The organism is Dyella sp., from assembly GCF_035503745.1.
Taxonomy (GTDB): domain Bacteria; phylum Pseudomonadota; class Gammaproteobacteria; order Xanthomonadales; family Rhodanobacteraceae; genus Dyella_B.
Genome location: NZ_DATJTC010000036.1, coordinates 239,610 through 246,883, shown reverse-complemented (window position 1 = coordinate 246,883; position 7,274 = coordinate 239,610). Strand labels below are relative to the sequence as shown.

Here is a 7,274-nt window from a genome sequence, read left to right as displayed (position 1 = left end):
TTGTCCGTTCCATACCACTAAGGGATGCCTATGGCCATCAACGTCACGATCACCACCCACTGCGGTCCGATCCACCTGCGCCTGCATGACGACAAGACGCCTGTGACGGTGGCGAGTTTCGTCAATCTGGCGCGTCGCGGTTATTACGATGGCCTGTCGTTTCACCGCGTGATCCCCGACTTCATGATCCAGGGCGGCTGCCCCGAAGGCAGTGGCCGTGGCGGCCCGGGCTACCGCTTCGAAGACGAATTCCACGCCTCGCTGCGCCATGACAAGCCCGGCGTGCTGTCGATGGCCAACGCCGGCCCGCGCACCAATGGCAGCCAGTTCTTCATCACCCATGGCGCAACGCCGTGGCTGGACGGCAAGCACAGCGTGTTTGGCGAAGTGGTCGGCGCCGAAGACCAGGCGGTGGTCAATGCCATCGCACAAGGCGACACGATCGAGAAGGTCACCGTGGAAGGCGACGTCGATGCGCTTTTGGCCAAGGAATCGGCGCGCGTGAAAGAATGGAACGAGGTGCTCGACCAGCGCGGCTGACCGGCCCATCCGCCCACGATCGCGCAAAGGCCGCCACGGTTCGCCCTGGCGGCCTTTTTCACACCGCTGTTACGACTGTGTAGTGGATGTGGACATAGAATCCGGTCGTTGGATCCCTCTACTTCAAAGGAGTGCAGCCATGTCCTTACTCGGCAGTCTATTGGGCGGTGGTCAGGGCGATGCGGGTGGAGCATCGTCGCTGGTATCGGTGGCGGGCCAGTTGATCCAGCAGGCCGGCGGCGTGCAAGGGCTGGCAAGCACGCTGCAGCAGCACGGACTGGGAGAGACGGTCCAATCCTGGATCGGCAGCGGTGCCAACCAGGCCATTTCCGGCGACCAGCTCAATCAGGTGCTGCAGAAAACCGGCCTGGATTCGGTAGTGAACGATGCGGCCGGCAAACTCGGCGTGGACCCCAGCCAACTGGTAGGCCAGCTGGCGCAGGTGCTGCCGCACGCGGTCGATCACCTCACGCCCGATGGCCAGGCACCTTCCGGCGGTGGCGGCTTCGATCTGTCGATGCTGGGCGGCCTGGCCGAACGGTTGCTGGCTGCCCGCAGCGCCTGAGCACGGGCCAGGGCCATGAAAAAAGCACGGCAGGGTGACCGGCCGTGCTTTTTTGTGCGTCCAATACGGCTTTCAGTGCGCAATAAAACGCAGCAAATACAGCAAGATGACGGCGCCGACGATCGACATGATGAAGCCTGCCGTATGGAATTTCTGGCCAGGCTCGGGTTTCTTGAACAACGTTCCGATGAAGCCGCCGATGATGGAACCGACGATACCTACCACGGTGGTCATGATAAAGCCGTAATGCTCGGCGCCCGGCACGATCCAGCGAGCGATAACGCCGACGATGAAACCAACGATGATGGACCAGATAATGTGGAACATAGGCATCTACTCCTTGCGTCTGTGTCGAGACTGCTGATGGATGACGTTCCTCCGCCCGGCCATGCGGCGGCATCCGCATCTTGCCAGCGGACGGCGGCGGGGCAATAGGAGTTTTTCGGCCAAAGACGGCCAGGGCACGGATGCCGCAGCGCCACATGCTAAAATTCGAGGGCTTGCTGTCCCTGTCCCCACTCGAGGAAGCCATGCCCCAGCTTGCCCAGCGTGTCGGCCGCGCCAAACCCAGCGCGATCATGGTCATCGCCGAAACGGCAAAGCAGCTCAAGGCTGCCGGCCGCGACATCATCAGTTTCTCCATTGGCGTCCCCAACTTCCTGCCCGGCGAGCATGTCTACGCCGCCGCGCGTGAGGCGCTTTCGCACGATAGCGGCCAATACGGCAGCAACCGCGGTTCGGACGCGCTGCTGGACGCATTCCTCAAACACATCCAGGCGCTGGGCTTTGACGGCTACACGCGCATGAACCTGTCCATTGGCATCGGCGCCAAGCAGGTGCTGTACAACCTGGCCGAAGCGCTGCTCAACGAAGGCGACGAAATCTGCTTTGCCGCGCCGTACTGGACCACCTACCGCGACATTGCCGACATTGTCGGCGCCAAGGCCAACGTGCTGCACTGCGGCCCGGCGCAGAACTACAAGCTCACGCCCTCGCAGCTGGAGGGCGCGCTGGCGCGCAAGCCCAAGGTGTTTCTGTTCAACAATCCGTCCAATCCCACCGGCATGGTCTACACGCGCGAGGAAATCGCCGCGCTCGCCGACGTGCTGGTGAAGTATCCGGACACCTGGATTGTCACCGACGATATCTACAACTCGATGGTGTTCGACGGTATCGGCTACCACAACTTCGTGTTTGCGCGGCCGGAGCTGCGCGACCGGCTGGTTTTCGTCGACTCGGTGTCCAAAACCTACGGCATGCCCGGCTGGCGCGTGGGTTTGATCGCGGCGCCGGAGCCGGTAGCCAAGGCCATCACCACGCTCAATTCCAACCACATCACCAGCGTGCCCGAAGTGATCGCGGCGGCGGCCATTGCCGCGTTCAGCGGTCCGCAGGATATTCCCCAGGCCAAGTGCAAGGAATTCGCCGGCAAGCGCGACATCGTGCTCGCCGCGCTTGGGAAGATACCCGGCGTGGTGTGCCCGCGTCCGCAGGGCGCGTTCTATGCGTTTCCGGATATCTCCGTAGCGTTCGGCAAAAGCCATGGCGGCACGCGCATCGAAAACGATGTCGATTTCTGCGCGGCCCTGCTCGGCGCCAAGGGCGTGGCGTGCGTGCCGGGTTCGGCGTTCGGCGAGCCGCGTGCGATGCGTATTTCCTACACCTGTCCCACGGCCCAGCTGGAACCCGGCCTCGCCCGTATCGTCGAGTTCTTCGCTGAGTTGAATTGATCCTTTCCCAGCCCGCCTGGTTAACGACGCGGGCCCTGTTTTATGCACCTGAAGGAGTTGCCACGATGAAAGCCCCCGTTCGTGTTGCCGTGACCGGCGCTGCCGGCCAGATCGGTTACGCCCTGTTGTTCCGTATCGCTGCCGGCGACATGCTCGGCCCGGACCAGCCGGTGATCCTGCATCTGCTTGAAATCACCCCGGCGCTGCCCGCGCTGCAGGGCGTGGTGATGGAGCTGAACGATTGCGCGTTCCCGACGCTGGCCGGCGTGGTCGCCACCGACGACGTGAATGTCGCGTTCAAGGACGTCGATTACGCGCTGCTGGTCGGCGCGCGTCCGCGCGGCCCGGGCATGGAGCGCAAGGATCTGCTGGAAGCCAACGGCGCGATCTTCTCGCCGCAGGGCAAGGCGTTGAACGATCACGCCAAGCGTGACGTGCGCGTGCTGGTGGTCGGCAATCCGGCCAACACCAATGCGCTGATCGCGCAGCAGAACGCACCGGACCTGGATCCGAAGTGCTTCACCGCCATGGTGCGCCTGGATCACAACCGCGCGTTGTCGCAGCTGGCCGAGAAGACCGGCAAGCACACCACCGACATCAAGAAAGTCACCATCTGGGGCAACCACAGCTCCACCCAGTACCCGGACCTGCACCACGCCACCGTCGACGCCAAGCCGGCGCTCAGCCTGATCGACCAGAACTGGTATGAGAAGGATTTCATCCCCACCGTACAGCAGCGCGGCGCGGCCATCATCAAGGCGCGCGGCGCATCCTCCGCCGCCTCGGCCGCTTCCGCGGCGATCGATCACATGCGCAACTGGGCGCTGGGCACGGGCGAGGGCGACTGGGTGTCGATGGGCATTCCGTCCGACGGTTCTTACGGCATCGCGCCGGGCGTGATCTACGGCTATCCGGTGACGGTGAAGAACGGCAAGTACGAGATCGTGCAGGGCCTGGCCATCAACGACTTCTCGCGTGCCCGCATGGACGCCACCGATAAGGAGCTGCGCGAAGAGCGCGCAGGTGTCGAGCACTTGTTTGCCAAGAAGTAAGTCTTCGGTTTTGCCATGGTGTTAGACGAACGGCCATCCGCGAGGGTGGCCTCTTCGTTTATGTATCAAAAGCGCGCAGGCCCCTATGCTTTCGGGTCAGCCATTGGCAAAAGCGCATACCTCAACGAAGCTGATAACTGAAAGCAAAATTCACCCGCGGCTGGCGATGCTTGGCGCCAAGCGGCTTGTCCCCAACCGGCTGCGCCACCGTCAGGTCGAACGAGTAGTAATGCTTGTCCGTCCAGCGCACGCCGATTCCCGCGCTGCCAAGCCGCGCCGGTGCCGGCATGCCAAGGTTGAGATAAACGCGCGCCCATTGGCCGATGATGTAAGGGGTCACCTGTTTGATCCAGCGATTGGACAGGTCGTAATGCTGGTTCAATTCCATCGATGCGCCCCAGCCGCTGTCGCCGGCCGTTTCGCCGGGATCGTAGGCGAGGCCGTAGCGCGGGCCACCGAAGCTGATCTGCTCGGTGGAGGGCAGGGTGTTGTTGCTGTATTGGCCGGTAACGTTGAACACCGTGCCCAGGCGATGCGGCCAGATATTGCTCTGGATGAAAGTGGCGTCGTAGCGCGTAAAGGTCGCGTCGGCCGGCGAAACCTGGGTAAGGCCTCCGATTTGCGTGACGACGCTTGCATTGGCGCCCAGACCGTTCACGCCGTGCGCGATCTCCAGGTCGATTTTCTGTGCGCTCTTGTCGCCGGACCACACGTAATCCATCTTGGCATCGAGCACGCGCAGGTCATCCTTCTGGATCAGGCGCGCGCCGGTGATCGTGTTGCTGTAGGTCTCATCCAGGTCCGTGGCGTACATGCCGCCGGTAGCGGTGAGGTTGGTATGGTTGTCCAGTAGCAGCGGATAGCTGCCTGACAGCACGAATTGATTCTGGCGCAGGTACTGCTGCAGGTAATACGGCAACTGGTTGTCGGTGTCCGGGTTGCCCTGGTAGTGCGAGCCGCTGGCGTGCAGCATCAGGCCGTCAGATCCCAGCGGCTGCAGATACGAGAGCGAATACAGGCGCTGGTCGCCCGGACCGGTCGGCAAGAGTGTGCGAAAGCCGATCTGCTCGGCAAACGGCAGCATGCCGTTTTCAGTTACGCCGGTAAGACCTTGCACGCCAGGATGATTGAAATCGATGCCGCTGGTGGCGTTGAAACGCGTGCGCGTAACGTCGAGCGTCAGACGCGTCGCGCCGTCCGTGGTGGTGGGCGCGGGCACGTTGGCGTTGATGTGCAGCCCGGGCAGCATGCCCAGCACTTGCAGATAGCGCTCGAACGTCTGCTGGCGCAACGGGCGGTCTTGGGTGATGTGCGCGGCGATAGCGCGAATCTTCGGCTCCAGGTTGCCGGCATCGCCCTTGACCACGACCTCGGCGACGTAACCTTCGACCACGATGATGCGCACATGGCCGTCGGCAAAGTTCTGCGCAGGCAGGTAGCCGAAGGACAGCGCATACCCGTGCGCCTTGTACAGCGCATTGATCTTTGCCGCCGCGGCCAGGAGGTCGGCCACGCGCACGGTCTTGCCGGTCATGGGACTGAACAGCGCGGCCACTTCCTTGAAGGCGATCGCGTGCACGCCTACCACGTCAAAGCGGCGTGGCGTCACCGACGTGGCAAGCAAGGCAGCCAGTCGCGGATTGGGCGCTTGCGCCTGCACCTGCGTATTGACGCGTGGCGCGTTGGGTGTTTCCACGCGCGGCAGATTCTGTAGCGGATTGGCGCTTGCCGGAGGGCGCACTTGCGCCTCAACCTGCATCGACATCACCAGCGAAATACCGAAAGCCGGGCCGATCCAAGCCTTCATGCGGTGCCCCTGCTTTTTTTGTTATCCGTCGCCCATGGACGGGAGGCGGCTTTGCAGCCGCCTCCATTCATCGCGTCACGCCAACGGTTTATTCAACCGCTCAAAGCGAGTGTTTGCCCAACAGATCGGTCAAGCTGCCGCTTTTGCTATTGCTGCTGGACGCAGCGCTGCTCACGCTGCCGAGCAAGCCGCCGGTGCCGCTGGTACCCGTGAGGTTGGCCACGCCGTTGACGGCATTGCTGACCGGTTGCGTAACCGTCTGCAGCGACCCGCTGACGGCCGTCGTCCCGGTGGTGCCGACAGTGTTTACCGTCGTACCTACGGTAGCCACGGTATTGCCGACCAGGTTGGTCACTGGGCTCAGTCCTGTGGCCGAACCCGTCGCGGCGTTCGCCAAGGCTTGCCCGGTACCGGTCAGCGTCTGGCCGACGCCCGCCACGGCGTTGGTGGCGCCCGCGGCCGTCGTGCCTACCGGGTTGCTGGTGCTGCCGGCCTGGCCCAGGCCGCTGGTGATGCCGTTACCTAGCGTCGTGACGGCGGCGCCCGCGCCTTGCAGGGTCGTGCCCGCCAGTTGCGTGGCAGGCGCGGCGCCCGGCACGCTGGAGCCGGCGCCGGCCAGCGTCGTGCCCAGCGACGACACGATGTTGCCGGTGCCGCTGGTTGCGCCACCGGCCGCCTGCGACGCCGTGGCAACCAGATTGCCGCCGCTGTTGCTCTGTCCCAGGCTGGCGATCGGCGTCACCACATTGCTGCCGGTCTGCGTCACCGCATTGGCCGCGCCGGTGCTGAGTACCCCTTGCAACGGCACGCTGCCGGCCGACACATCGTTGCCGAGCGTCGAGACGGCGCCGCCGAGGTTGGCGGTGATGGGTTGAATGGGCGAACCCTGGAAATCGCCAACGCTGCTCACCGTCTGGCCGAGATCGTTGACGGCCAGGCCCGAGTCGTCCACCACGCCACTGAGGCTTTGTACGGTGGTGCCGAGGGGATTGGCGGTGTTGCCGGTCTGTCCTAGGCCATTGGTTACGCCGTTGCCCAAGGCACTGACGGCATTGCCCGTTTGAGTCAGCACGCCGCCCAGACCCTGGGTGGTGCCGTTGCTGCCGCCGAGCAGGGATTGATTGGAGGTCTGCGCACCGACGGTGCTGACCGCGCCGCCCAGACTGGATACCACCCCGCCGGCGCCGGTCGCGACGCTGCCCAGCAGGTTGGCGGGCTGCGAGGTGCCGCCTGAACCGGAACCGCTGCCGCTTCCACCGGAGCTTCCACCGGAGCTTCCACCGGAGCCGGAGCCGGAATCCGACCCACCGCTACCCGTACCGCTGTTGCCGCTGCTGCCGGACGTCCCGGAGCCGCCGCTACCGGAGTCGGAGCTGCCGCCCGAGCTGCCGCCCGAACCGTTGCTGCTGGGGCTGACCGAGGTACCGCCACCGGAGCTGCGCACTGAACCCGAGCCGCTGCATGCGGCCAACGACAAGCCCGCCGCCACCATGACGCTGGCCAGCAGGGTTTGCTTGAAAAGCTTGCCCGAAGATGTGCTACGCATGATCGATCACTCCACGAACGCAATGCGTTCCACC

General features: G+C 64.1%; 7 protein-coding genes. 4 read left to right on the top strand and 3 right to left on the bottom strand.

Annotated elements, in window-relative coordinates; all coding sequences use genetic code 11:
- Positions 1 to 30 precede the first annotated feature (30 nt).
- Positions 31 to 540, top strand: coding sequence for a peptidylprolyl isomerase (locus VME63_RS14955; protein ID WP_325434139.1), 510 nt, complete (start codon positions 31 to 33; stop codon positions 538 to 540).
- Positions 541 to 679: 139 nt separating this feature from the next.
- Positions 680 to 1,105 carry a YidB family protein gene (locus VME63_RS14950; protein ID WP_325434138.1) on the top strand — a complete coding sequence of 142 codons (426 nt, stop codon included), beginning with the start codon at positions 680 to 682 and terminating at the stop codon, positions 1,103 to 1,105.
- A gap of 72 nt (positions 1,106 to 1,177) precedes the next feature.
- Here the strand turns inward: VME63_RS14950 and VME63_RS14945 are convergent, their stop codons facing one another.
- Positions 1,178 to 1,438 carry a GlsB/YeaQ/YmgE family stress response membrane protein gene (locus VME63_RS14945; RefSeq protein ID WP_325434137.1) on the bottom strand — a complete coding sequence of 87 codons (261 nt, stop codon included), beginning with the start codon at positions 1,436 to 1,438 and terminating at the stop codon, positions 1,178 to 1,180.
- A 197-nt stretch (positions 1,439 to 1,635) separates the two neighbouring features.
- On the opposite strand from VME63_RS14945, the gene VME63_RS14940 reads away from it, so the two are divergent.
- Together VME63_RS14940 and VME63_RS14935 are read left to right on the top strand one after the other, a co-directional pair.
- Positions 1,636 to 2,835, top strand: coding sequence for an aminotransferase class I/II-fold pyridoxal phosphate-dependent enzyme (locus tag VME63_RS14940; protein ID WP_325434136.1), 1,200 nt, complete (start codon positions 1,636 to 1,638; stop codon positions 2,833 to 2,835).
- A 65-nt stretch (positions 2,836 to 2,900) separates the two neighbouring features.
- Positions 2,901 to 3,887: a malate dehydrogenase gene (locus VME63_RS14935; protein WP_325434135.1), complete on the top strand. Its 987-nt coding sequence runs from the start codon at positions 2,901 to 2,903 to the stop codon at positions 3,885 to 3,887.
- Positions 3,888 to 4,008: 121 nt separating this feature from the next.
- Here the strand turns inward: VME63_RS14935 and VME63_RS14930 are convergent, their stop codons facing one another.
- Positions 4,009 to 5,694 (bottom strand): ShlB/FhaC/HecB family hemolysin secretion/activation protein, encoded by a 1,686-nt coding sequence (locus VME63_RS14930; protein WP_325434134.1) that lies wholly within the window; start codon positions 5,692 to 5,694, stop codon positions 4,009 to 4,011.
- Between the two features lie 100 nt (positions 5,695 to 5,794).
- Entirely contained in the window at positions 5,795 to 7,240 is a 1,446-nt protein-coding gene (locus tag VME63_RS14925; RefSeq protein ID WP_325434133.1) for a collagen-like triple helix repeat-containing protein, read from the bottom strand.
- Positions 7,241 to 7,274 lie beyond the last annotated feature (34 nt).